General features: G+C 66.8%; 20 protein-coding genes and 1 pseudogene. 9 read left to right on the top strand and 12 right to left on the bottom strand.

The window, feature by feature from the left end; translation table 11 throughout:
- Positions 1 to 148: 148 nt before the first annotated feature.
- Both hisG and hisI read right to left on the bottom strand, forming a co-directional pair.
- Complete coding sequence (gene hisG / locus ACQRCJ_RS08065) at positions 149 to 1,042, bottom strand: ATP phosphoribosyltransferase (RefSeq protein WP_168935820.1); 894 nt, start codon at positions 1,040 to 1,042, stop codon at positions 149 to 151.
- Positions 1,043 to 1,156: 114 nt separating this feature from the next.
- Positions 1,157 to 1,549, bottom strand: a complete 393-nt coding sequence (gene hisI, locus ACQRCJ_RS08060) for a phosphoribosyl-AMP cyclohydrolase (protein ID WP_320620103.1) — start codon at positions 1,547 to 1,549, stop codon at positions 1,157 to 1,159.
- A gap of 491 nt (positions 1,550 to 2,040) precedes the next feature.
- Between hisI and ACQRCJ_RS08055 the strand changes: the two genes are divergently transcribed.
- The 9 genes from ACQRCJ_RS08055 (at position 2,041) to ACQRCJ_RS08015 (ending at position 10,812) form a co-directional block, all read left to right on the top strand.
- Positions 2,041 to 3,759: a DEAD/DEAH box helicase gene (locus tag ACQRCJ_RS08055; protein WP_320620102.1), complete on the top strand. Its 1,719-nt coding sequence runs from the start codon at positions 2,041 to 2,043 to the stop codon at positions 3,757 to 3,759.
- On the top strand, positions 3,756 to 3,878 hold the full coding sequence (locus ACQRCJ_RS08050) for a hypothetical protein (protein WP_427799606.1): 123 nt from the start codon (positions 3,756 to 3,758) through the stop codon (positions 3,876 to 3,878). Before ACQRCJ_RS08055 ends, ACQRCJ_RS08050 begins: the two co-directional genes overlap by 4 nt.
- Before the next feature lie 45 nt (positions 3,879 to 3,923).
- Complete coding sequence (locus tag ACQRCJ_RS08045) at positions 3,924 to 4,208, top strand: hypothetical protein (RefSeq protein WP_427799605.1); 285 nt, start codon at positions 3,924 to 3,926, stop codon at positions 4,206 to 4,208.
- 14 nt (positions 4,209 to 4,222) lie between these two features.
- Positions 4,223 to 5,134: a bifunctional riboflavin kinase/FAD synthetase gene (locus ACQRCJ_RS08040; protein ID WP_204674500.1), complete on the top strand. Its 912-nt coding sequence runs from the start codon at positions 4,223 to 4,225 to the stop codon at positions 5,132 to 5,134.
- A 187-nt stretch (positions 5,135 to 5,321) separates the two neighbouring features.
- Positions 5,322 to 6,869 (top strand): SLC13 family permease, encoded by a 1,548-nt coding sequence (locus tag ACQRCJ_RS08035; RefSeq protein WP_006007808.1) that lies wholly within the window; start codon positions 5,322 to 5,324, stop codon positions 6,867 to 6,869.
- A 63-nt stretch (positions 6,870 to 6,932) separates the two neighbouring features.
- Positions 6,933 to 8,705: an adenylyl-sulfate reductase subunit alpha gene (locus ACQRCJ_RS08030; RefSeq protein ID WP_204626039.1), complete on the top strand. Its 1,773-nt coding sequence runs from the start codon at positions 6,933 to 6,935 to the stop codon at positions 8,703 to 8,705.
- Between the two features lie 14 nt (positions 8,706 to 8,719).
- Positions 8,720 to 9,046: a 4Fe-4S dicluster domain-containing protein gene (locus ACQRCJ_RS08025; protein ID WP_204626038.1), complete on the top strand. Its 327-nt coding sequence runs from the start codon at positions 8,720 to 8,722 to the stop codon at positions 9,044 to 9,046.
- A gap of 135 nt (positions 9,047 to 9,181) precedes the next feature.
- Positions 9,182 to 9,883: a Crp/Fnr family transcriptional regulator gene (locus tag ACQRCJ_RS08020; RefSeq protein ID WP_168935813.1), complete on the top strand. Its 702-nt coding sequence runs from the start codon at positions 9,182 to 9,184 to the stop codon at positions 9,881 to 9,883.
- Between the two features lie 44 nt (positions 9,884 to 9,927).
- Positions 9,928 to 10,812 (top strand): histidinol-phosphatase HisJ family protein, encoded by an 885-nt coding sequence (locus ACQRCJ_RS08015; RefSeq protein ID WP_427799604.1) that lies wholly within the window; start codon positions 9,928 to 9,930, stop codon positions 10,810 to 10,812.
- A gap of 229 nt (positions 10,813 to 11,041) precedes the next feature.
- On the opposite strand, the gene ACQRCJ_RS08010 is transcribed toward ACQRCJ_RS08015, so the two are convergent.
- The 10 genes and pseudogenes from ACQRCJ_RS08010 to ACQRCJ_RS07965 all read right to left on the bottom strand — a co-directional run bounded on the left by ACQRCJ_RS08010 (position 11,042) and on the right by ACQRCJ_RS07965 (position 22,626).
- A complete protein-coding gene (locus tag ACQRCJ_RS08010) occupies positions 11,042 to 11,206 on the bottom strand; it encodes an AbrB family transcriptional regulator (RefSeq protein ID WP_427799607.1) in 165 nt (54 codons plus the stop codon).
- 71 nt (positions 11,207 to 11,277) lie between these two features.
- Positions 11,278 to 11,544: pseudogene (locus tag ACQRCJ_RS08005) on the bottom strand (AbrB family transcriptional regulator); the annotation flags it as partial.
- Positions 11,545 to 11,797: 253 nt separating this feature from the next.
- Positions 11,798 to 12,628: a prephenate dehydrogenase/arogenate dehydrogenase family protein gene (locus ACQRCJ_RS08000; protein ID WP_418735686.1), complete on the bottom strand. Its 831-nt coding sequence runs from the start codon at positions 12,626 to 12,628 to the stop codon at positions 11,798 to 11,800.
- Complete coding sequence (locus tag ACQRCJ_RS07995; RefSeq protein ID WP_297139084.1) at positions 12,625 to 13,995, bottom strand: 3-phosphoshikimate 1-carboxyvinyltransferase; 1,371 nt, start codon at positions 13,993 to 13,995, stop codon at positions 12,625 to 12,627. Before ACQRCJ_RS07995 ends, ACQRCJ_RS08000 begins: the two co-directional genes overlap by 4 nt.
- Positions 13,988 to 15,169, bottom strand: a complete 1,182-nt coding sequence (gene pheA, locus ACQRCJ_RS07990; protein ID WP_168935809.1) for a prephenate dehydratase — start codon at positions 15,167 to 15,169, stop codon at positions 13,988 to 13,990. The genes ACQRCJ_RS07995 and pheA overlap by 8 nt, the downstream gene beginning before the upstream one ends.
- A gap of 1 nt (position 15,170) precedes the next feature.
- Positions 15,171 to 16,154, bottom strand: coding sequence for a 3-dehydroquinate synthase II family protein (locus ACQRCJ_RS07985; protein ID WP_204626030.1), 984 nt, complete (start codon positions 16,152 to 16,154; stop codon positions 15,171 to 15,173).
- Position 16,155: 1 nt separating this feature from the next.
- On the bottom strand, positions 16,156 to 16,953 hold the full coding sequence (locus ACQRCJ_RS07980) for a 2-amino-3,7-dideoxy-D-threo-hept-6-ulosonate synthase (protein ID WP_204626029.1): 798 nt from the start codon (positions 16,951 to 16,953) through the stop codon (positions 16,156 to 16,158).
- 484 nt (positions 16,954 to 17,437) lie between these two features.
- Complete coding sequence (locus ACQRCJ_RS07975) at positions 17,438 to 18,517, bottom strand: DHH family phosphoesterase (protein WP_427799603.1); 1,080 nt, start codon at positions 18,515 to 18,517, stop codon at positions 17,438 to 17,440.
- Positions 18,518 to 18,524: 7 nt separating this feature from the next.
- Positions 18,525 to 19,331, bottom strand: a complete 807-nt coding sequence (gene cbiR / locus ACQRCJ_RS07970) for a cobamide remodeling phosphodiesterase CbiR (protein WP_303931392.1) — start codon at positions 19,329 to 19,331, stop codon at positions 18,525 to 18,527.
- A 379-nt stretch (positions 19,332 to 19,710) separates the two neighbouring features.
- Positions 19,711 to 22,626: an insulinase family protein gene (locus ACQRCJ_RS07965; protein WP_427799602.1), complete on the bottom strand. Its 2,916-nt coding sequence runs from the start codon at positions 22,624 to 22,626 to the stop codon at positions 19,711 to 19,713.
- Positions 22,627 to 23,589: the final 963 nt, after the last annotated feature.

The following is a 23,589-nucleotide window of genomic DNA, read 5'->3' as shown; positions in this document are numbered from 1 at the left end:
GGTGCGGGGGAGGGAGCCCCTTTTTGCCGCGAGCAAGCGACCGAAGGCGGCCTGCAAGGGCCGTGCCCGTTGCGACGAAGGAAGCTACGGGCATCGACAGCAGAGATAAGGGGGCCCTCCCCCACAGACATTTTTTCGTCAGGCCCTGCTAGATGACCTTGTTCAGGGCGTATTCGATGATGCCTTCGGCCCCGGCGTCGCGCAGACGGGGGATGAGGTCGCGCACCACGTCGATGTTGACCACGGTTTCCACCGAGAGCCAGGCTTCGTCGCGCAGGGGCGAGACCGTGGGCGAGTTCAGGGAGGGCAGCATCTCGAGGATGGCGTCCAGGTTGGAGGCCGGGGCGTTCATCTTGATGGCCACCAGGCTTTCGGCGCGCAGGGCGCCCTGCAGGAGCAGGGTCAGCTGGTCGATCTTGGCGCGCTTGCACGGGTCGGCCCAGGCTTCCTTGTTGGCGATGATGACCGGGTAGGAGCACATCACTTCGTCGATGATGCGCAGGCCGTGGGCCCGGATGGTGGTGCCGGTCTCGGTCACTTCCACGATACCGTCGGCTAGGCCTTCCACGACCTTGGCTTCCGTAGCGCCCCAGGAATAGAAGACGTTCACGTCCACGCCCACGCGCTTGAAGTAATTGCGGGTCAGGCCTTCCAGCTCGGTGGCGATGCGCTTGCCGGCCAGGTCCTGCGGGCACTGGTAGGGGGAGTCACCGGCCACGGCCAGCACCCAGCGGCAGGGGCGGTTGGACGTCTTGGAGTAGACCAGATCCGCCACGTGCACCACCTTGTCTTCATGACCGCCTTCCGTGAGCCAGTCCAGGCCGGTGATGCCCACGTCCAGGATGCCCGCGGCGATGTAGCCGCCGATCTCCTGCACGCGGCACAGCGAGGCCGTGATCTCGGGGTCATTGATGTCCGGGAAATAGTTGCGCGTATGCTTGCGGATCTTCCAGCCGGCGCGCTCGAAAAGGTTGATGGTGGCGTCTTCCAGCGAGCCCTTGGGCACGCCCAGTTTGAGGATGGCCTGCGATTCTTCGCTCATCGTGTCTACTCCGGCAGGCGAAAGGCCTGCTGCTGTGTTGTTTGGGCCATGCGCCGCATGGCTCCTTCCCAGAGACGGGCCCGAGGGCCCGAAGAAAGCATCGTGTGGTCCCGGCTACTTGGTGCCGTAGACCTTCCGGGGATCGAAGACCACGGGGGAGCACTCGCGCACCACGCCGTTGTCCCATTCCCGGTAGAAGCAGGAACGCCGTCCCGTATGGCAGGCCGCGCCGCCGAACTGCTCGATCTTGAGCAGCACGGTGTCGCTGTCGCAGTCCAGGCGGATGGAAAGCACTTTCTGTACGTTCCCGGACGTGCCGCCCTTGTGCCAGAGTTCCTTGCGGCTGCGGCTCCAGTAATGGGCCTCGCCGGTTTCCAGGGTACGTTTCCAGGCTTCTTCATTCATATAGGCCAGCATGAGCACTTCGCCCGTGGCCGCGTCCTGCGCGATGGCGGGGACCAGTCCCTTGGAAAAATCGGGACCGAAATCCGGCTGTAGTTGCGCCATGGCTCCCTCCGAATCAAAAAAACATGCTCCGGTGCCCCTGTCCGTACGGCGGGTGCGCCGGTGAGGCCTTTCAGGCTAGCCGCATTCTTGCCTGGACGCAAGCGGCGCCCGCATCCGGCGGCCTTTTTTCACAGCCTGTCCGCTGCCGGTGACAGCCTGGCGACGCCAGGGTGACAAGAGCCGTGCCCCGCGCCTTTTTGCCGCCCCTGCGTACGGGGGACGCCTCGGGCGCTGCCTGACGGAAAGGTGGGCGGGCTTTCAACAAGGGGGCCCGCCCCTGCACCCGGCAAAGGGGGCGCCCCTGTCCGGCCGACGCCATCGCGAAGGCCTTTGCAGGCCGCGCCCGTGCCCGCCGCGGGAGGGCTCCGGCGGCGCCTTGCGCATGGGCGCCGCTTGTGGCAGGTTAGTGCGTTTCCGACATCAAAAGAATAACCCATCCGCATCGGCGGCAGACGGGATCCCCCCCGGCCGCTGTGCGTCAGAGAGCCATCATGTCCGACATCACCGATCCTACCTGCCCCGCCTCCGCCGGAGAGGCCGCGCAGGAACAGGCCGCCCCTGCGGCCGAACTTTCCACCCCTGGCGCTTCCCTTGAGAATTTTTCCGTGGCCGAGCCCGAGAACGCCCTGCCGCGCGCCACTCTGGAGACCCTGCCCGAGACCATCGCCGCCGCCTGCGGCCGTGCGGGCTGGACGTCCCTGATGCCCGTGCAGTCCCTGGCCCTGCCGTACCTGCTGGAAGGCCGCGACATCATGGTGCAGTCCCGTACCGGCAGCGGCAAGACCGGCTGCTACCTGCTGCCCCTGGTGCCGCGTCTGGATCCCGAACTGCACGCCGCCCAGGCCCTGATCCTGGTGCCCACCCGCGAGCTGGCCGTGCAGGTGGAGCACGAGGCGCGCACCCTGTTCGAAGGCACGGGCATCCGTCCCGTGGCCGTCTATGGCGGCGTGGGCTACAAAAAGCAGATGGACGCCCTGCGTGACGGGGCCCAGCTGGTGGTGGGCACGCCCGGCCGCGTGCTGGACCATCTGCTGCGCCGTACCCTTTCGCTGGACGATCTGGACGCCCTGGTCTTCGACGAAGCCGACCGCATGCTGTCCATCGGCTTCTACCCCGACATGAAGGAAGTGCAGCGCTACCTGCCGCGCCGCCGCATCCACACCAGCATGTTCTCGGCCACCTATCCGCCGCACGTGCTCAAGCTGGCCGGGGAATTCCTGACCGAGCCTTCCATGCTCTCCCTCTCGCAGAAGGAAGTGCATGTGGCCGAAGTGCAGCATCTGTTCTGCCAGAGCCGTCCCATGGACAAGGACCGCGTGCTGGTGCGCCTGCTGGAGACCGAGAACCCGGCATCGGCCATCATCTTTTGCAACACCAAGGCCAACGTCCATTACATCACCGGCGTGCTGCAGGGCTTCGGTTACAATGCCGACGAACTGTCGGCCGACCTTTCCCAGGCCCGTCGCGAGGCCGTGCTGGACAAGATCCGCCAGGGCAGCCTGCAGTATCTGGTGGCCACGGACGTGGCCGCGCGCGGTATCGACATCCCGGCCCTGTCCCACGTTTTCCTCTACGAGCCCCCGGAAGACCATGAAAGCTACATCCACCGTGCCGGCCGCACGGGCCGTGCCGGGGCCGCCGGTACGGTCATCTCGCTGGTGGACATCATGCAGCGCATGGAACTGGAGCGCATCGCCCGTCATTACAAGATCGCCCTGCGCGAGATCCCCGCTCCCACGGACGAGGACGTGGCCGTGGTGGCCGGTGCGCGCGTGACCACCCTGCTGGAGAGCCGTTTCCGCAAGCTGACCGGTCTGGAGAAGATGCGCGTGGCCCGTTATGCGCCGCTGGTGCGCGAACTGGCCAGCCAGGCCGAGGACGACGAGAACGGTCTGCTGCTGGCCATGCTGGTGGATGCCGCCTATCAGGAGAGCCTGGGCCATGTGCAGCAGCTGCCCGAAGGCCGCAGCGAATCTTCCCGCCGTGGTGACGGCGAGGGCCGAGGCCGCAAGCGTTCCTCCCATCGTCGCCGTGATCGCGGGGACAAGGCCGCCGAGGCCGCCGCTCCCGCCGCCGAGGCTGTCGCGGACGCCGCGCCCGCGGCGGATGGCGGGGATGCTCCCGCCCCTGCCGAAGGGGAGGGCACGGCCAAGCGCCGCCGTCGTCGCCGTCGTCGCAAGCCTGCGGCTGAAGGTCAGGCAGAAGCATGAGCAGTCTGATGGCCGTCCGTGCCGATGCGGTACGGGAGGCCTTGGACAATTTCCCCGTCCTGCTCCTCGATCTGGATGCGGGACGGGCCCTGCACATCCTCGGTATCGGCCGTCTGTAGTTCCGGCGTCGTGCCCGGCTGCTGGCGGAGTGGCGCGGCCTGTGCATGGCCCTGTGGCGCTCCTTCCCCGAGCAGGCCGAGGCCATGTTCCGGCAGTTCCGGGAAAGCTTCGGGCAGAGCCATACGGACAAGACCTCGGCCCTGGCCCTGGAGCGTGCCCCGGCCTACTGGGAGGTGCTGGCCGAGCGGGGCGATGCGGACTTTCGTCCCGTGTCCCGTTTTCTGGCCGCTGTCTTTTTCGAGGACGAGGCCCGCGCACAGGCCATGGCCCTGCGCCTGATGCTGCATGTGCGGCAAACCTATCAATCCATTTTCGACCGTCTTATCTGAGCAACTGGACCATCATGGATACTTCCCCTTCCGCGTCTCCCCGCGCCACGGCCGTCACCATCGGCAATTTCGACGGCGTACACCAGGGCCATCAGGTCCTCATCCGCCGAGCGCTGACCTACAGCCAGCAGTTCGGCCTGGATTGCGTGGTCATCACCTTCTGGCCGCATCCGCGCGTGCTTTTCGGCAGGCCGCATCAGCCCCTGACCAGCCGGGCCGCCCGCATGCGTCTGCTGCAGGGCCTGGGCGATCTGCGTGTGCTGGAGCTGCCCTTCACCCACGAGCTGGCCGCGCTGTCGCCCGAGGAGTTCGTCCGGCAGCACCTGCTGCCGCTGCGGCTCAAACATCTGGTCATCGGGCATGATTTCACGCTGGGGCGCGGCCGCAGCGGCCAGCCCGATGTGCTGCGTGCCCTGGGCGAGAAGTACGGCTTTGACGTGGACCAGCTGCCGCCGGTGGAAGTGGGCGGGCATGTGGTCAGCTCCACCTGCCTGCGCGAGCTCATCGGCAAGGGCGATGTGGCCACGGCCGCCAGCCTGCTGGGCCATGCCTACGGCTGCGAGGGCCTGGTGGTGCACGGCGAAGGCCGCGGCACCGGCCTGGGCTTCCCCACGGCCAATATCGCCATCCCGGACACCATGCTGCCCGCACCGGGCGTCTACGCCACCCGCGTGGTGGTACCGCACCTGGGCAAGACCCTGCAGGCCGTGACCAACATCGGCCGCAAGCCCACCTTCGGGGATTACGGCCTGAGCATCGAGAGCTTCCTGCTGGATACGGATCTGAACCTCTACGGCAGCGAGCTGCGCCTGGACTTCGTGGCCCGTCTGCGCGACGAGAAGCGTTTCGACTCCGCCGATGCCCTGGTGGCCCAGATCCGCACCGACGTGGCCCGGGCCCGCGATTTGCTGACCATGTATTTTTAGCCCTGCCTGGGCTGTGCTGTCGAAACGGCAGTCATGGACATGCTCCATGACTGCCGTTTTTTGTTGAACGGGCGGTAAGCCCTGGTCTTTTTTTTCACGAACTATCGGCGGGCTGATAGATTGAGAATTTTTTCCCAGATAGGTTGCAGGCAGATGTTCCGTTTTGTCATGAAAAAAGGAGTCTGCCATGCCTGAGCAAACCTCTGCCGGTTCCGGTTCGTTTTTGCAGTACCTGGCCGGGAACCTGCGCCGCAACGGACGCAGCCCCGTGCGTGTCTACACGGGCTTCGTCATCGCCTGGGCGCTCTTTTTCCTTTTCTGGACCGTGCTGCCGCCCTTCCCGGGCCTGACCCACAACGGCATGGCCGTGCTGGGCATCGTGCTCTGGGCCAGCGTCATGTGGGTCAGCGAGGCCATGCCCACGGGCATCACCGGTATCTCCATCCCCACGCTGCTGCTCATCACCCAGGCCATTCCCTGGCAGGGCGGCAAACCGCCCATGTCCATCATCTTCGCCGGGTTCACCAACCACGTCATCTGGCTGTGCCTGTTCGCCTTCCTGGTGGGGGCCGTCATGCAGCTGGTGGGCCTGGACAAGCGCATCGCCCTGGGCATCCTTGCCCGGCTCAAGGCCTCCAGTGTGGGCCGCGTCATCTGGGGCATGTTCTTCGTGAACATCGTGCTGGGCTTCCTGGTGCCCGCGGCCAACGCCCGCGCCGCCACCCTGCTGCCCGTGGTGCAGGGCATCTGCCGCCTGCTCGGTGATACGCCGGAAGAACGCGCCGCCAAGAAGGCCATCGTCATCCAGTCCCTGGTCTACGGCTCCATGATCTGCGGCATGTTCATCATGACCGCCCACCTGCCCAACATGATCATGGTGGGTATCTTCGACAAGGCGGGCTTCAGCAACCTCAACTACCTCAACTGGATGCTGCTGCAGGCCCCCTACCTGGGCATGTTCGCCCTGACGCAGGCCTGGATCCGCTGGCACTTCGGCACGCGCAAGGTGCATATCGCCGGCGGAGTGGAGGCCCTGCAGAAGAAATACGACGACCTCGGTCCCATGACCATGCCCGAAAAGGTGCTGCTGGGCATCTTTGCTCTGGCGGGCATCATGTTCATGACCGGCAAGGGCAGCTTCATCGCCGAACTGCACCACCAGCCTTTGGGCGTCATCGGCCTGCTGGGCATGCTGGTGCTCTTCGCGCCCGGCCTCATGCCCTGTTCCTGGAAGTCCGTGCAGGAAAAGACCATCTGGGGCACCTTCCTGCTGCTGGGTGGCGCCATGACCATGACCACGGCCATGACCCAGTCCGGCCTGGCCCAGTGGCTGGCCGACCACATCCACGCCTGGGTGGTGGGCATGAGCTGGTGGCAGGCCATCCTGACCATGATGGTGGGCACGCACATCATCCGTCTGGGCATGCTCTCCAACGTGGCGGCCGTGGCCATGCTGGCGCCGGTGGTCTTTGCCATGGCGCCCAAACTGGGCCTGCATCCCGTGGCCTTCACCATGCTGGTCTGTGACACGGACACCTTCGCCTACATCCTGCCCACCCAGATCACCGCGGCCGTCATCGCACACGGCACGGATACCTTTTCTTCCACGGACTACGCCCGTGCCGGATGGGTCTCCGTCTGTATCGCCATCGCCTACGGCCTGCTGGTCATGGCTCCCTGGTATGCCCTGTGGGGCATGCCCGTCTGGGACGCCAGCGCCCCCTGGCCCTTCTAGCCCTTTGCCGACCTGCCGGGGCGGTATGGCCCCGGCTCCAACAGCTTTTTACAGGAGAACATCATGGCCAACATCCCTGCGGCGCACATGCGCCAGTTCACCCCTGAAAACCTGGACGATATCGAGACCGTCGTCGTCGAGACCGACCTGCTCATCATCGGCGGCGGCAATGCCGGCTGCTTCGTGGCCACGGAAGCCGCCCTGGTGGACCCCAACGTCCGCGTCACCATCATGGAAAAGGCCGAGATCATGCGCTCCGGCGCCTGTTCCGCCGGTATGGACGCCATCAATACCTACATCCCCGAAGGCAAGACCCCCGAAGACCTGGTGCGCTGGAGCCGTGCCCAGGTGGGCGGCGGCCCCCTGCGTGAGGACCTGGCCCTTTCCAATGCCCGCGAGCTCAACGAGTCCGTGGACGATCTGGAACGCTGGGGCCTGCCCATCCTGCGCGACGAGCAGGGCCGCATCCGCTACCGCGGCAAGTGGGACATCTCCATCCACGGCGAGCAGCTCAAGCCCATCATGGCCGAGAAAGCCCTGGAGAGCGGCGCGGACGTCTACAACCGCGTGACGGCCACGGCCCTCATCATGCACGAAGGCCGCTGCACCGGCGCCATGGGCTTCGGCGTGCGTGACGGCAAGTTCTACATCTTCCGCGCCAAGGCCACGGTGGTCAGCACCGGCGGGGCCGGTACCCTGTACAAGTCCTATACCGCCGACAGCACCGACAGCGGCGCGCAGATCTGGATGTGCCCCTACTGCGTGGGCACGGGCTACGCCATCGGCTTCCGTCAGGGCGCCGAGCTCACCAGCCTGGAACAGCGCTGGGTGGCCACGCGCACCAAGGATTTCTGCGGCCCGGTGGACACCATCTCCGTGGGGTACGGCGCGCCCATCATCAACGCGCACGGTGAGCGCGTCATGAGCCGCTACGAACATCTGGGCGGGGACGCCGCGCCGCGCTACATCCGCGCCAATGCGCCCATGGAAGAATGGCTGGCCGGTCGCGGTCCCTGCTATTGCGACACCACCCACCTGACCCCCGAAACGGCCAAGGCCATGATGGAGGACTACCTCAACGAGCGGCCTTCCTTCGTGCTCTTCCTGGCCAGCCGCGGCCAGGACGTCACCCGCGAGCCCATCGAGATCTACGGTTCCGACCCCTACATCCTGGGCGGCCATACCGGCGGCGGTTTCTGGGTGGACATGCAGCGCATGACCACCATCCCCGGCCTGTTCGCCGCGGGCGAGACCGCAGGCGGCAACCCCAACAAGTTCGTGGGCGGCTGCTGTGCCGAAGGCAAGCTGGCGGCCCGCGGGGCCATCGCCTACATGAAGGATCTGGAGCTGCCGCCCCTGGACATGGCGGCCGTGGAGCAGGAAAAGGCCCGCGTCTACGCGCCCCTGCTGGCCCGGGACGAAGACGGCGTGCGCCCCGTGGAGATGAAGGAACGCCTGCAGCGCCTGATGGACGAATACGCCGGCGGCGTGTCGCAGTTCTACCGCACCAACGAGGAGCGTCTGGACTACGCCCTGAAGCACATCGCCATGCTGCAGTCCCAGTTCGGCTACCTGCGTGCCCGCGACCTGCACGAGCTCATGCAGGCCCACGAGACCATGGACAGGGTCGATGTGGCCGAGGCTGTGGTCCATCACCTCAAGGCCCGCAAGGAGACCCGCTGGGCCGGATGGCAGACCCGTTCCGACTATCCGGAACGCGACGATGCCAATTTCGACTGTTTCATCGAATCACGGCGCGATCCCGCCACGGGCAAGGTGGAGACCTTCACCCGTCCGTACGAGCAGCTGATCCCCGGTGACCGTTATACCGCGTAAGCAAGGAGCCAACCATGCCCCCGAGAATAGATCTGAACAAGTGCAACGGCTGCGGCGGCAAGCCCGAGACCGCCTGCGAGATGGTCTGCCCCGGCGACCTCATGATGCTGGACCCCGAGACGGGCAAGGCCCGCTGCCGGGCCACCGGCGAATGCTGGGACTGCATGTCCTGCATCAAGGTCTGTCCCACCGGTGCCCTGCAGACGCGCATGCCTTACCAGCTGGGCTACTACAAGGCCAGCCTGCGCCCCATCATGGGCAAGGACTGCATCACCTGGAAATGCCGTGATATTGACGGAAATGAATATACATATAAGTATGTCAACCGGATACGTCACTAGAACACGACACGGCTAAGGCCGGGTCCGGGAACGCGCTGCCGGTGCGCCGCAATGTCTGGTTGCGGCGCACCGGTTCCGGCGTCTGTACGGCAGACAGGGAACGCCTCTTCACGGGCCTGGTGCACGGGAGGCGGCATGCGCAGTTTCTGGCATCTGGAAAAAGGGGATTTCTTCGACGGCATAGAAGAGTGCAAGGAACACTTTCTGCGCAGTGCCCAGCGCATCGAACTGAAAAAGAACGACATCGTTTTTTTTGAAGGCGACGCGGGCGGGGCCTGTTTTTATGTGGCGTCCGGGCTGCTGCGCATCTTTTGCGTGACCGAGGCCGGAAAGGAATCCACTTTTTTCCTGCGCACCGCGGGCGAGATCTTCGGCCTGTCGGAGGTCCTGCAGGACCTGCCCCGTAAGGTCAATGCCCAGGCCCTGGCCGCTTCCGTCATCTTCCGGCTGGACAGGCAGGCGTTCGACGATCTGCTGTCCCGCAATTACGCCCTGGCACGGCGGGTCATCACCGTCATGGGCAGCCGTCTGCGCTATCTGGGCGACAGCCTCAGCGCCCAGACCTGCGATGTCCACCACAGGGTCGGCCGTCTGCTGCTCTCGCTGGCGCACGAGAGCCTGCGCGACCCGGCCGCCTGGGAACAGCCGCTGGCCCTGCCGGTAAGCCTTTCCCAGGGCCAGATGGCGGCCATGGTCTGTTCCACGCAGCCCACGGTCAGCGAGACCCTGCACCAGCTGCAGGACGAGGGCCTCATCGACATCCGCGGCCGGGGCATCGTCATCAGAAGGCCGCAGGCCCTGCTGGCGGCCCTGGAATCTCCTGCGGATCGCGCTTGAGTCCTGCCGCGCTCCGGCATAAGGTGTCCGCCGGAGGTATCACGATGCTGGCAGACCTGCATACCCATACCAACACGTCCCACGGACACCACAGCGCCGCCGAGATGTACGAGGGCGCCGCCGCGGCCGGGCTGGACCTCTTCGGCCTGAGTGAGCATTCCCCCCTGCCGGAGGAATATGCCTGCAAGCTGTATGTGGCGGCGTTCCCCGGCAATTTCCGGGACTTCGTCCAGGACGTGCAGGCCCTGCGGCAGCGGGAGCTGGAGCGGGAAGACCGGCCGCTGCCCCTGCTGGGGGTGGAGCTGGACTGGCTGCCCGACTACCCCAGGCACATGTGCCGTTTCCTTTCCTGCTGGCCGTTCAGCTATGTGATCGGCTCCCTGCATTATGTGGGGCTCTTCCCGGTGGCGCGTCCCAACACCTGGACCGACGGCCGGGAGGCCGCCTATGCCCGCTACCGGGAATATTATGAAGAGATGGCCCGCATGGCGGCCAGCGGGCTGGTGAACGTGGCCTCGCATCCCGACTTCATCAAGCGGGCCTCCTACGGCCTGTTCCATGAATGGCTGCGCGAAGAGGGCAGCCTGGATCTGGTGGCCCGCGCTGTGCAGGCCATGGCCGATAACAGCGTCATCATGGAAGTCTCGTCGGCCGGGCTGCGCCAGCCCTTTGCCGAGCCCTATCCCTGCCCGGACATCATGCGCCTGGCCGCCGACTTCGGCGTGGACGTCTGTCTTGCCTCAGATGCCCACGACAAGGCCGATGTGGGGGCGGGGCTCGCTGACGTGGCCCGCTACGCGCGCTCCTTCGGCTTTCGTTTCGACACCTTGCCCCTGCGGCCGGACGACATCGCCACCCGGCCCGCCGTGCTGGCGCAGGCCCTGGACTATCTGGACGGCCCGTTGCCGCGCCTGCGTTTTTCGCTGTAGTTTTTCGGGAAAGGCATCCTCTGTCCGGTCCCGACGGTATGCGGGCGAGGACTCACTGAGGCATCATGGCTCCGGCAGCACCGGAGCTTTTTTTATGGCATCCGGTAAGGGAGCGGCGGGGATGTGCCCGCGCTGTTTTGATGATATGCGGCCCGCCGTTGCCGCAGGACTGTGGCTATCCGGCCCGGGAGGGGACGCTCCTTCCCCGGCCGTTTTTTTATGGCCGGTATCAGCTGTGCGGCAGCAGACGGTGCAGCAGCCAGCCCAGGAACGGCGCCAGCAGCAGGACGGTGTACAGGCGCACCAGATGGAAGGCCAGCACGGCAGGGGCGTTGGTGCCCAGGTCGGAGGCCATGCCCACCACGGCCTGCAGGCCGCCGGGGCTGGTGGCCAGGATGGCGCTGCCCGCGTCCAGCCCGGCCGAGCGGCAGATGAACCAGGCCCCCAGGGCACGGCCACGACGAGCAGGGCCGTGGAGCCGAACATCAGGGGGGCCATGGCGCGGATCTCCAGCAGGGTGCCGCCGGTCATCATGTTGCCGACCATGACGCCGATGGCGATCTGGGCCCCCAGCTGGAACAGATGGGGCGTATCGGTCTCCACATGTCCCAGCATCTTGACGGCCAGCACGGCCACTACGGCCCCCAGCATGGCACCGCCGGGGATATGCAGGAAGAAAAACAGCAGGCCGCCCACGATGCCGCAGGCGATGAGGAGCAGGAAGGTCGTCATGGGTCCTCCATGGGTTGCAAGAGAGGGGACCATGATGCGGCAACAGGGTCGCGGCGGTCAAGGTTGCGCCGGCAACGATTTTTCGGGGTCGCCGGGAGCGGCATGACGCTGCCATGGGGGAAGGGCGAGGGATGGAATGGTGGAGCAGGGGGTGATGGCGCTTGGGCGGAGGAGGGCGGTCACAGGTCACCGCCGGACAAAGCAGGGAAAAGGGGAAGGAAAGCGCTTGTCCAGGGCGCTCCCTTCCCCGCTGTCATTTTTTCCACCACCACTGCGCGCGGCGGCAGAGCAGTTCGATATCACCGGCAGCGGCCACGTTGAGCATCTTGCGATACTGGCGCACGGCCTCGTGGCTGTACGGATTGGCCTCGAAGAGGCCGGTGAACATGGTGCCGTCCTCGGTGAGCATCTTCTCTGCCGCGTGCAGGCGGCGGCGGAAGGAGGGGGTGATATAGGGCAACAGGTCTTCCTGCCCTGCCAGCAGGGCAAAGTAGGCCAGGTTGGTGATGAAGTTCATGTTCTGGACGCGGGCCATGGCGCGGTCGTGCTCGTCGGCCGTGGCCCGGAAGGTGCTGCACCCCAGGGCCCGGAAAAAGGCCTCCACCAGGGCCGTGTCTTCCTCGCGGGCCGTGCGGCCGGGCGTGACGGTCACGGGCAGGCCGTCCTCGTCGGGCGTGGCCGGGCCAAAGAGCGGGTGCGTGCCCACCACCGGGCCGGGCCAGATGGCTTCCATCTGCTGCAGGGGCCGCACCTTCACCGACGTGATGTCGGCCAGGATGGCCGTGGCGGGCAGATGGGCGCAGACCGTGGCGGCCACGTCGGCAAAGACGGCCGCGGGCACGCAGAGCAGCACCAGGGCCGCATCCTTGCAGGCCGGGGCCAGCACCGCGTCCGTCAGGGGCACGTCCACGCCCCGCATGTCCAGACCGGCGGCCTTGCCGCGGCGGCAGAGCATGGCGCCCATGCGGCCCCGGCAGCCCACGACGAGCACGGCGCGTCCCCGCAGGGAGGCCGCGGCTTTCGCGGGCACGGGGCCGGTGCCGTCTCCGTCCGCCCTGGGCGCCGTCGAGCTGTCCGGGCTCACAGCAGCCGCTCCCAGACTTTCCAGAAGGTGGGGAAGGACTTGCGCACCACCAGCGGATCGTCCAGCAGGGCGTCCATGCGCTTGCCGTGGGGCAGGCCCAGCAGGGCCAGGGACATGGCGATGCGGTGGTCGTTGTGGGCCGAGAAGCGCGCGGCCTCGTCCCAGACCGGGCCGTCGGGGCCCGTACCGTGGACGGTCAGGCCGTCGTCATGTTCGTCCACACGCACGCCCAGACGGGCCAGCTCGGTGGCCGGGGCGGTGATGCGGTCGGATTCCTTGATGCGCAGATGGGCCACGTTGCGCACCCGGGTGGGCCCCTGGGCAAAGGCGGCCAGCACGGCCACCGTGGGCACCAGATCCGGGCAATGGCCCATGTCCACGTCCACGCCGTGCAGGGCCGAAGGATGCACGGTGATGGACGTGCCCTCCACCTCGGCGCGGGCGCCCATGGCGCGCAGGATGTCCAGCATGGCGCGGTCGCCCTGCAGGGAATCGGCCCTCAGGCCGTCCACACGCACGGGGCGGCTGCCCAGGGCCCCGGCGGCCAGCAGGTAGGAGGCCCCGGACCAGTCGCCTTCCACCTGATAGCTGCCCGCACGGTAGGTGCCGGGCTGCACGGTGATACGCAGGCCGTCGGGGCGGGCGGTACGCAGGGCGCGCCAGCCGCCGTCGGGCAGGAGCTGCCACGGGCCGTCGGGCTCGCGGGTCTCCACGCTGAAGCGGATGCCGAAATCTTCCAGGCAATGCAGGGTCAGGCCCACATAGGGCCAGGACACGGCCTTTTGTCCGCCCAGTTCCACACAGAGGGGAGCCGGGGCCAGCGGCGCTGCCAGCAGCAGGCCGGAGAAATACTGGCTGGAGGCATCCATGCCCAGACGCACGCGGCCGCCGTTGCGGGCGGGATCGAGGCCCGCGGCCCGCAGCAGCAGGGGAGGACAGTCGGGACGCTGCTCGAAGCGCACGTCCGTGCCCAGGGCCTCCAGGGCGCGGGTCAGCTCGTCGATGGGCCGCTCGTGCATGCGCGGCGCGCCGTGGATGCGGAACAGGCCGTGACCGGCGGCCAGCACGGCGGTCAGCAGGCGGCAGGTGGTGCCGGATTCGTGCACGTCGCAGCTCAGGGGCGTGTCCGTGCCGCCCCGGGGACGGCCGTCCATGCCGGTGACGCGCCAGCCGCCTTCCTCGCCGGGCAGGGCTTCCATACGGGCACCGGCGGCGCAGAGGATGGCGCGGGTGCATTCCAGGTCGCGGCTGTCCAGCACATGGTGCAGCTCGGACGTGCCGTGGGCCAGGGCCGCGCCGATGCAGTAGCGGTGCGAGATGGATTTGGAGGCCGGGGCCCGCACGCAGGCGGTATCGGGACTAGGCATGGCTGTCCTCCACGTCGTCCAGGCCGATGCGGTCCAGCTGCGGGCCGGTGGCGTAGCTGCCCAGGATGCGGAAGCTGGTGCAGGTCTCGGCCAGCTTCCGGAGCAGATCCTCATACTGGGGGGCGGTCAGGTCGCATTCCACGTCCGTGAAGAAGACGTACTTCCAGCACTGGCCGCGCAGGGGGCGGGACTCCAGCTTGCGCATGTTGATCTTGTGCTCGGCCAGCAGGGAGAGCACGCCGGAGAGCGTGCCGGACTTGTCCGGCAGGGTGAAGAGCATGGAGGTCTTGTCCGCGCCGGTATGGCCGGGCACGGGCGCGGTGCGCGGCAGCTTGTCCAGCTGGCCCACGGGCTTGGGGCCGATGATGACGAAGCGCGTCCAGTTGCCGGGCTCGTCCTCGATGCGGCGGGCCAGGATGGAAAGGCCGGTCATGTCGGCCAGCTTGCCGTTGCCGATGGCCGCGGACTGCGGATTGGCGGCGGCCATGCGGGCCGCGGCGGCGGTGGACTCCACGGGGATGAGACCGGCCTGGGGCAGATGGCTGCGCAGCCAGCCGCCGCACTGGGCCAGGGGCTGGGGGTGCGAGTAGACCGTGGTGATCTCGGCCAGGCTGGCGGCGTGGCTCAGCAGACAGTGCGAGATGGGCGAGAAGAGCTCGGCCTGGATATGCACGTCATACTTGAGGAACAGGTCGAAGCTGACGCCCACGGTGCCCTGCAGGGAATTCTCCAGCGGCACCACGCCCAGCTCGCAGCGGCCGGAGTGCACGTCGGCGAAGACCTGCGGCAGGTCGTTGCAGGGGTGGAAGCTGGCGGCATGGCCCAGATACTCCACACCGGCAAAATAGGAGAAGGTGCCTTCCGGGCCCAGATAGGCCACGTTCTGCGGACGCTGCAGGGCGCGCGACGAGGAGAAGATCTCGCGCCAGATGGCACGCAGGTGCTCTTCGGGCAGGGGGCCGTCGTTCTTGCGGGCCAGGCCGTCCAGCACTTCGCGCTCGCGCAGGGGCTTGAACACGATGCCGGGGTCACCGGCCTTGATGCGGCCCACTTCCAGGCTCAGGGCGGCGCGGCGGTTGAACAGGGCCAGCAGTTCCTGGTCCACGCTGTCGATCTCGCCGCGGATGGCGGTCAGGCGCTGGGGGGCGTCGGAGGGGGAATGTGCGTCGGCCATGCTACACCTCGCGGATCTCTTCCTGGATGCGCATGCCGAAGTGGCGGCCTGCCTGATCCAGACGGCAGAGCACCGTATCGCCGGGCTTGAGGCTGACCACGCTCAGGGGCGTGCCGTCAGGGGCGGTCAGGCGGATGGTCTCGGCATTCTGCAGGAACACGGCGCCGCGCTTGGGGCCTTCGGGGGTCTCGGCCTCGGCTTCCACCAGCAGCATGGGGCGCACTTCGATCTTGACCCGGCCCACCGTGGCCACGCTGGTCTGGCCGTCGGCGCCCACGATGAGCACTTCCTGCCCTGCGGCCAGTTCGCCCAGGTAGCAGGTCTTGTCATGGGGCAGGCGGGCATAGGCATGCACGGCCCCGGCATTGACCCTGAAGGGACGGGCGGCCACATATTCGTTGTGTTCTGTCTCGGCATGGACAAGGAAGGTGAAGGCGCTGGAATTGCCCACCAGCATGCCCTGGCCGCGCTTGAGCAGCGAAAGGGTATCGGCGCAGACGCGGTGCCCCAGGCCCACGGCTTCCACGCGGGTGATGACGGCTTTCTGCAATTCCTCGCGTCCCTGCGAGATCTTGCACTGGGCCACGATGGCCTTGAGTTCGGCCAGAGCCTCGGGCAGGACCACGATGCCGTCCACGCCGCGTTCCAGGATGCCGGCGGCCAGACGGGCCTCTTCCAGGCTGCCCGCCTCGGCCAGCACGTTGTCGGCCTGGGCCAGCAGGTTCTCCACGGGGATGATCTCCCAGCCGCGGGCCAGGCAGGCGGTCTCACCGGCCTTGAGGCGGGCCACCAGGGCCTCCTCGTCGGCCTTGACGTTCAGCGGCACGCTGGCCACGTCCTCGCAGGCCCAGACGGTGCAGCGGGAAAGGGCGGCCACCTTCTCCACCTGGGCGCGGGGCACGATGACCCCGTCCACACCGGATTCCAGGGCCAGGGTCACGTCGGCCTTGCTGAACGGTTCGCAACGGTAGTAGATGCGGGCCATGCTATTCTCCCACGATGGCCAGGGCTTCTTCCACCGTGGCGTTCTCATGCACGATGGCGCGCAGGGCACGCACGAGCTGGATGCGGTTGGGATGCTGGAACACGTTGCGGCCCATGGAGATGCCCGCGCCGCCGGCCTTGATGGCATCGTGCACCATCTGGAGCACGTCGCGGGTGGAATCCATGCGTTCGCCGCCGGCGATGACCACGGGCACGCAGCAGGCGGAGACCACGTCGGAGAAGCTTTCCATGTCGCCGGTGTAGGGCACCTTGACGATGTCCGCGCCCAGTTCCACGCCCACGCGGGCACAGTGGGCCACCACGTCGGGGGCGAAGCCGTTCTTGATGGCCGGGCCGCGGGCGTACATCATGGCCAGCAGGGGCATGTGCCAGTCGTCACAGGCGGCGGCCACGCGGCCCAGGTCGGCCAGCATCAGGCGCTCGTTGGGATCGCCCAGGTTCACATGCACGGAGACGCAGTCGGCGCCGTGCTTGATGCCTTCTTCCACGGTGCCCACCAGGGTCTTGGTGTTGCCCTGGGGAGAGAGCATGGTGGAGGCGGACAGGTGGACGATGAGGCCCACGTCCTTGCCGGCGTTGCGGTGCGAGCAGCGGACCAGGCCCTTGTGCATGAGCACGGCGTCAGCGCCGCCCACGGCCATGTCGTTGACGGTCTCGCGCATGTCGATGAGGCCGTCGACGGCACCGATGGTCACGCCGTGATCCATGGGAACGATGATAGTGCGGCCGGTTTCACGATTGATGATGCGTTCCAGACGAACCTGTTTGCCAAGGTACATGGGATCTCTCCTTGTGGAATGGAGCCGTTCCGGCGGCGCTGGATACAAAAAAAGGGCCGCCGGCTAATGCCTGCGGCCCCGAAACTCTCTGACAGAAGATGTCAGCAAAGCTCCTGACCACAGGCTCCGCTAAAGTACGCAAAATAAAACCAGCTAAAGCAAAAGCCGGTAGCAGCGTAGCAGGAGGTGGCAGGAACGAAACGGGACATCTTCAAAACTCCAACAGTTTCCATAAACGCTACGCCGCAGCCCGGGGCTTGTCAAGAGTCGCTCGTGAAAAAAATGCCTCCAGCCGGAAAATGGCGGGAGGTGATTTCGTATCTTATTGTTTTTATTGAATTAAAAAATTAATTTCCTGCATAGGGGAACACCGGCAGCGCTCGCAGCGGCGGTGCGCCGCTCCCTGCGGAGGCACCACTGCCGCAGAAAAAAAGGGCAGCTGACGCGAACGTCATCTGCCCTTTCTGCCTGATTGTCGTGCGTCTTACGCCCCGTGGGCCAGGGCCTGGACGGGAGCGGGCTCCAGCGTTTCGCTGTGCACGGCCTGCTGCCCGGCGTTCTCGGCCAGGGGCGCGGCGCTGGCCGTGACCGGGCGCAGCTTGCGGCTGTGCAGACGCTGGAAGATGAAATCCGCAGGCTTGGTGCCCGCCGGGATGGCGGCAAGGGGGAATTCCGCGCGGCCCAGGTTGCGGTGGCCGCCGGCGGAGCCCACGTCGTAGAAGCAGGCGTCGGCCAGACGGCCGATGTCGCGGCTGCCGTCACCGCGGAAGATGACCACCACGGTCTTTTCCACCACGCCGCAGACGGCGATCCACTTGAGGCCGTGTACACGGGTGAAGAAGTCGGCCACGGCCACCAGCAGGTCGGCGCTGTCCACCTCGTTGAGCCAGACCATGGCCCCGCCCCGGCAGTCGCGCAGGGAGCGGAACGCGCGGGAGAAAAGGGGCAGCCAGGCGCGCAGGTACTCGCTGCGGATGATGCGGCGCAGCAGGGTGGCGTCGGCATGCTTGATGAGCCACTGGTAGGCGCGCAGGTCGTCCTCGCCGCCGGAACGCTCGAAAGTGGCGGTATCCGTGCGGATGCCGTAGAGCAGCGCCGTGGAGAGCAGCGGCCCGGGCTTGATGCGCAGGCCCTGCAGGTAGCGGGTCATCATGGTGCTGGTGGCACCGAAACCGGGGCGGATGTCGCAGAAGGGCGTCTGCGGCAGCTGGCCCGCCGTGAGGGGATGATGGTCGATGATGAGGTCGAAGGTGATGCCCTGGAACGCCGGGTTGTGGTGGGGCTGGGAGTCCACCATGGCGAAATTGGTGTAGAGATCGGCCTTTTCGGGCTGCCAGAGCTTGGCCGGGATGCGCAGGTAGCGGATCATGGCCAGGTTGTCGGGCCGGGTGACTTCGTTGATGCGGAAGATGTCCACACCGCGCACACGATGCGCCATGATGCGCTTGAGCGCCAGCGCCGAGGCCAGGGCGTCCGGGTCCGCCGAGATGAGGATGGCCCAGCGCTGATCCTTGGTCAGTGTCTGCCGCCACTGTCGCATCTGCGCTACATAGGGATTGGTCATGACCGCTTTACTCCGCTGTTTTGGCGTTGTTGGGGCCGTGCGGGCAGCCGGGGGACACGGTATCCGGCTGGCTGGCCAGCAGGTCGCGCAGGAGGGGCAGGGATTCCTCCACCCCCTGCCAGCGGAAGATCTCCAGCAGATGACGGCAGTTCCCGGGCAGACGGCCGGCCAGTTGCCGTGCCAGATGCTGCTGGGCTGCCGTGAACCGGTGCAGCGCCAGATGCTGGTCCTGGGTGCCGGGGGCGCTCCAGTGGACCAGGGCCGCTGTCTCGGGCAGGGGAGATGCCCAAAGTGCGTTTTGAGCATAGCCCATGAGGTGGCCGACGTCCAGACAGAAGCCCAGTCCGTGATCGGCCGGAAAGCCGCGCCCCAGGCCGGCGATGTCGCAGATGTCGGTGTTCTCCAGCAGCAGGGGGATCTTGCTGCGGCGCTGCCAGCAGGCGGCGGCCTGACGCAGGATGAAACGCTGCAGCACGGGGCTGCCCTTGGGGGCATGGAGCACGGCGCCCCAGGGCTTGAGCCAGACCACCCGGTCAAAGACGCGCAGGGCCAGCTCCACGGCCACGCGCACGGCTTCGGCATCCTTCTTGCGCGGCCAGGGCAGATCCACGGGCAGGTGGACATGCCAGCTCAGGGGCAGGTCCGCCAGCGCGGGGGGCAGGTCTTCGTCGTTATAGGCAAGGCAGGAACGGGCCTCAAAAAGGCACAGGGCCACTTCATCGACGCGCCCGGCCAGAAAGCGGGCATTGTCGGCCACATTGGCGGGCATGACAAAAGAAGGAGCGCCGATGACGGGGCCGGGGGTCTGCTTCATGGAGCCTCCTTGGGAGCAGGGAAGGGGAACGCCTTGGGGGAAGGGCTCCCGGATACGGGCAGGGATGGCCGTTGCCTGAAGCCATGGCGTCCGGGGATGCGGAAGATCGAAGGCATCCCGGACCGGCAGCAGACCGGCTGCAGCGCGGCAAGACGGTATCCGGGCAGCAAAGCCCGTGCGGGGCCCTGCCTGACGGTTTCCTGAAAAGGTAGGTATTCCAGAGGGAAAAGGCAATACCAGGCATTGCTGCCGCTACGGGCGGGAGAGCTGAGGGCCTCCCGTGCCACAGGCCGTGTCCTGCGTCAGAGTCCGTCCCGGCTCCGTCCACGGCGGCATGGATCGGGAAGGGCGTACCGGTCCCTGTCCCTGCGGGCCGGGACTAGAGCAGTTCCTGCGTCTGCCAGCCGTGGGCCTCGGCGGCGGCGCGGGTCTGGGCACCGCCCAGTACGCAGGTCACGCCGTGGCCGGCGGCTTCGGCCAGCACGTCGGCGAAGTCGCGGAAGTGCTGCGCCGTGGTGCCGAGGATCTCGTCACGCATCTGCTGGCGGGCTTCCTCGTCGTCCCCGGCCAGATGGCGGGCCAGGCCCTGCGCACCGCGGGCGTCGGGCAGCAGGTAGCTGTCCAGGTCGCCGATGGCGCCCACGATGGCGCTGGTGAGCTGCTCCTTGTCGGGGCGGAAGGAGCGCAGGTAGTCGGCCATCTGGTCATAGGCGGTCAGGGTGTCGTCCACGTTGGGGTCGCGGTACGAGGCGCAGACCAGGGTGCCGCCCATGCGGTCCAGCATGCAGAAGGCGCCGTAGGCACCGCCGCGCACGCGCACGCGCTCCCACAGATAGCCCATGCGCATGTAACGCAGGATGACGCTGGCCGAGCCGTGGTAGGTGTAGCCCAGGTCGTAGAGGTTGGCCGCCTTGCCCACATAGTTGATCTGGGCCGGGGCCAGGAAGGCTTCGGCGGCGGGCAGACCGTCGCTGAAGGGCGGCAGGACCAAGGCCGCGTCACGGCCGGCGGGCAGGGCGGCCAGCAGGTCGGCGGCCTGCCGCTGCACGGCATCCAGACCGGCGGTCTCGGCCGTGCAGTCCACCAGCACGTCGGGGCTGGCCACGATGAGGCGGCGCAGCTCGTCCAGATCGGCCAGCAGGCTGTCGGGATCGCTGTCCAGACGCTGCAGGTGCTCGCGTACGGCCATGAGCTGGCTGATGCCCGACAGGCGCTCGGCCAGCAGGCCGGAGGACGTGAAGTGGGCGCGCAGGCGGGAACCCACGGCCGAATGACCGGCCGCCACCAGGCCGTGCTCCAGACGGGCCTTGTCTTCCAGCAGCATCTGGCGCAGGCGCTCCAGACGCACGGCGCGGTCGGTCGGGGGCTCCAGCAGGATCTCGCGGAAGATGTCGAACAGGTCGGGCACCTTGTCGTAGACGGCCTTGCCGGCCACGCTCAGATATTTGACCAGGCCGCGCTCCCCGCGGGTGGTGGCCAGCAGGGGATCGGCGCCCACACCGCCGGTCTTGGCGGCCATGCGCGCGCCCAGTTCGCTGAAATCGCGGCGGGCGGTGCCCACTTCGGTGAGGCTGCGGGCAAAGAGGGGCAGCAGGGGCTCCAGGCGGGCCGGGACGGCGTTCAGGGGCAGGAGCAGGGCCGTATAGGCGATGCCGCTGGTGGGCAGGTCGTGGGCCAGCCAGGTCTGGCCGCCGCTCAGGGCCTCCCGCACGCAGGGCACGGGCGTGTTGCGCAGGGGCAGGGCATCCATGCCCAGGCTGGGGATGGTGGCCAGGGCCTCGGGGCTGTCCGGAGCGGACTGGGCGGCCTGCAGACGGCTGGTGGCCTCCACCAGCTCCTGCCGCTCGGCGTCGGAGCAGGCCTCGTACACGGCGGCCAGGCGGGCGGCCTCGCGGTCCTCACGGGCCTTGGCCAGCCGGGCGTCAGGCAGCAGCACCACGGTGGCGCGGTGTTCGTTGTTGAGGAAGTGGTCGCGGATGGCGTTCTCGAAGACCTTCTCCCCGGCGGCCAGACGGGCCTTGATTTCGGCCAGCGGGCCTTCCCAGGCCAGCGGGGCCAGCGGGTCGCCGTCGTAGAGCCAGGTGGACAGGGCCTGGATCATGGCCGAGAGGCCGCGCGGGAAGCGGCCGGAATTGTTCTCGCGGTAGGAGAATTCCACGCTGTTGACGGCGGCTTCCACGGCGGCGGGGTCGATGCCGTCCTCGGCAAGGTCGGCGAGGGTCTCGAAGATGAGCATCTCGGCGTCCTGCACCTTGCGCGGGTCCACGCCCTTGAGACCGGTGGAATAGTACATCTGGCGCAGGTCGGTCTCCAGGCCGCAGCCGGTGGTGTCCTCGCCCAGGCCGGAGCTGATGAGGGCCTTGCGCAGGGGAGAGCCCGGCAGGCCTTCGAGGATGTGCTCCAGCATCTCCATGAGCAGGGCCTGATGCACGTCGCCGCGTTCGCCCAGCAGCCAGTTGACCGTGAACAGGGCCGTTTTCTGGCCGTCGGTGGCGGCGTAGGGCACTTCCACCTGCCGGGGCGTGTCGCGGCGGGGCTGCAGGGGCACGGCGGAGTCCACCGCGCGGGCGGTATAGCCCTGCAGGGCCTCGGCCACGATCTCCAGACGCTTTTCTTCCGGGTCATCGCCCCAGAAGAAGAAACGCGCGTTGGAGGGATGGTAGTAGCGGCTGTGGAAATCGCGGAAGGCCTCGTAGGTCAGGTCCGGGATGACTTCCGGGTTGCCGCCGGAGTCCAGGCTGTAGAGCATGTCCGGGAAGATGGCCTGCTGGCTCTGTTCGGCCAGCACGGAATCGGGCGAGGAGTAGGCGCCCTTCATCTCATTGTAGACCACGCCCTTGTAGGTCCAGGGGCCCTTGGTGTCCTCGGCCTCCACGTGCCAGCCTTCCTGACGGAAGATGTCCTCGCTGATGCGGGGATGGAAGACGGCGTCGATGTAGACGTCGATGAGGTTGTAGAAGTCCTGCAGGTTGGCGCTGGCCACGGGATAGCAGGTCTTGTCCGGGAAGGTGAAGGCGTTGAGGAAGGTCTGGAGCGAGCCCTTGAGCAGCTCCACGAAGGGTTCCTTGACCGGATATTTGTCCGAGCCGCAGAGCACGGAATGTTCCAGGATGTGGGCCACGCCCGTGGAGTCCGTGGGCGGGGTGCGGAAGCTCACGCCGAAGCACTTGTTCTCGTCGGCATTGCTGACGGAGAGCAGCTGCGCGCCGGTGACGCCGTGTTTCCAGAGCCGGGCCGTACCGCCCACTTCGTGCAGGCGGCGCTCGGTGACGAGTTCGAAACCATGACTGTTCATGAGGGATCCTTTCAGGGAAGGTTCGTTGGTAAGATTCATATGGTTCGGCTATACTATGGAGCCTGCCGCTTTGCAAAGAGCGTGCTGGCGCCCCGGCGCAGGACCCTTTGCCGGAACGGCGGCCGCGGACTGTATAAAAAAAGCACATAGGCCGCCTGCTGCGGGGCAAAGCGTCCAATTTTTTTACAACCTGCCGGAATGGCGGGAAAAAATGTTCAATTTCTGTACAGGTGCCGGGGCTAGGGAAACGCCTTTTTTAAACCTTATTTTGTAATTTATTGTTTTTATTATGAAAATATACTTTGGCACGGCGATTGCTATATCCCGTACAACAACGGCATCGTCCGGGACGGGCCCTCCGGTCCGCCACCACTACGGGGACAGCGCCGAACAGATATACATGCCATACCATCTTCTTCCTTTTTGGAGGTCCGTCATGGAACACCACAAATTTCTTACCGTCCGCGCTACCGCGGCAGCCGCATGGCCTCTTTGCTGCCTCGGCCCGCGACAGACCGCGGTAGCGTGGACAGCCTGACGGACCTCCTTCGAACCTGAAACGAACATCCTCCGCTTCTTCTGAGACCTCCTTCCCCCGGTCGGCCTGTCCCCCCCAGGACCGGCCGGGACTGAAAACAGCAACCTCCTTCCTCCTGAAAAAGTCCCTCCCCGGCCGGCTCGTCCCTCCTTCGGAGCTGGCCGGGAACATACCGACCTTCCTCCTCCTGATACCCCCCGGCAGCTCCGCCCCCCCCTTGAGGGGCTGCCGGTGATCCCGGAAAATTTCCCGCTAGCGGAGAACATCGGACCCGGCCACGTGCCGCGTCACGGCTCCGTTACCGATACGGCCACGGAACGGCAGCAGCCCCTGCCATGTCGCCTTCAAGCGCCGGCAGGCAACGCCGCAGTCTTCCCCGGTCAGGCTCCCCGCTTTGGGGAGCCTTTCTTTTATGGGCTTTAGAG

The organism is Desulfovibrio sp. SGI.102 (assembly GCF_050314315.1).
In the GTDB taxonomy this organism is placed as follows: Bacteria; Desulfobacterota; Desulfovibrionia; order Desulfovibrionales; family Desulfovibrionaceae; genus Desulfovibrio.
This window is presented reverse-complemented; position numbering and strand designations above follow the sequence as displayed.